Origin of the sequence: Paenirhizobium naphthalenivorans (assembly GCF_007992095.1) — a bacterium.
In the GTDB taxonomy this organism is placed as follows: domain Bacteria; phylum Pseudomonadota; class Alphaproteobacteria; order Rhizobiales; family Rhizobiaceae; genus Allorhizobium; species Allorhizobium naphthalenivorans.
This window is the reverse complement of record NZ_BJZP01000093.1, coordinates 1-1,390: the sequence shown is the minus strand read 5'-3', so window position 1 is coordinate 1,390 and position 1,390 is coordinate 1. Positions and strand designations below refer to the sequence as shown.

Sequence of the window (1,390 nt, the reverse complement as noted above, 5' to 3'; positions counted from 1 at the left end):
TTCCTTGTCGACACCCGGTTCGCGAGCGGCAACGAGCTTGGCCTTGATCTCGGTGACAACGTTGATCGCGGCTTCCATGCCGGTGTAGGCGGTGTCGGTCTTGGCAGCGCCGAGGCCGATGGCATCGGAGACAGCCGAGAGAGCCTTGTTGTCCGAACGCATGGTGGTGGCGATCGACCAATAGGCAGCGTTGTCGGCGGCGGTTTCGACCTTGTAGCCGGAGGAAACGCGGTTCTGCGTTTCGTTCAGGCCGGAGTTGATCGAACGGAGAGTGTCGAGCGCTGCGATTGCAGCGGTGTTGGTCATAATACTCGTCATAAATACTGCCCCTTATGAACAGGAAAATGGAAAAGGGACATTCCGGGCTCAACTACCGGCAACGACAGCCTGCATCATGCAATTAACCTTTATTTCCAGTTGGTTAATCCGTCGCTTTGATGATCCTATTGAACCCGATTAAGGTTAATAGGTCCTGAAGCGGCAGATGGTTTTTGAAAATACTTTGGGGCAGCCTCAAATGCCGGCAGGCCGCCCACTTTTCGGTGGGCGGCCTGCCGTTGCGTCCGGCTTGCAAGAACCGCGACGCGGCTTACCTTACTTGAACAGCGAGAGGACGTTCTCGGAATTGGTGTTGGCGATTGACAAGGCTTGGATGCCGAGCTGCTGCTGCGTCTGCAGAGCCTTGAGGCGAGTCGATTCCTCGTTCATATCGGCGTCGACCAGGCGACCTACACCAGTATCGATCACGTCCATGAGGTCGGCAACAAAATTGGTCTGCATTTCGACGCGCATGTTGATCGCGCCGAGCGTGGCGGCAGCATCGGTAATGTCCGAGAGCATCGCTTCGACGGCGCTGATCATCCCTTCTACCTCGTCATCCGTGGTCATGCTTGAGAGTTCGACGAGTGACCCGGAGGTGCCGCTGCCGCCAGCGGAGATCAGAAAATAGGTCATGGTCACGGCAGTGCCGGAGCCATCATCGACGGCGACCACGTAATCGTTGGTCAACAGGCCTCGGGTCGCATCGACTGTGTCGATCAAGACTGAATCGGCCGTGTCGAAGATCAAGGTTTCGACAGCGACAGTGCCATCGGCCGAGCGGACGAAGGAGCCGGACATTTCCTTGGTGCCGATAGCGCCGGTCGATTCGTTGTACAGCCAGTTTTCGCCCGAGAAGGAAGCCGATTCAGCGACCGAGCCCAATTGGGCCTTGAGTTCAGTCAGTTCCTTGTTAATTTTTTCCTTGTCGACACCCGGTTCGCGGGCGGCAACGAGCTTGGCCTTGATCTCGGTGACCACATCAACGGTAGCCTCAAGACCTGTATAGGCGGTATCGGTCTTGGCGGCACCAAACCCAAGCGCGTCTTCCACGGCAGCCAGCGCCTTGTTG

Annotated in this window: 2 protein-coding genes; both read right to left on the bottom strand. The window is 57.1% G+C overall.

Annotated elements, in window-relative coordinates; genetic code table 11:
* A partial coding sequence (locus tag RNA01_RS23255; RefSeq protein WP_443092650.1) for a flagellin N-terminal helical domain-containing protein occupies positions 1-318 on the bottom strand: 318 nt, incomplete at its 3' end.
* 276 nt (positions 319-594) lie between these two features.
* Positions 595-1,390 (bottom strand): flagellin (locus tag RNA01_RS23250; RefSeq protein ID WP_147182444.1); only part of this gene is annotated, 796 nt, incomplete at its 5' end.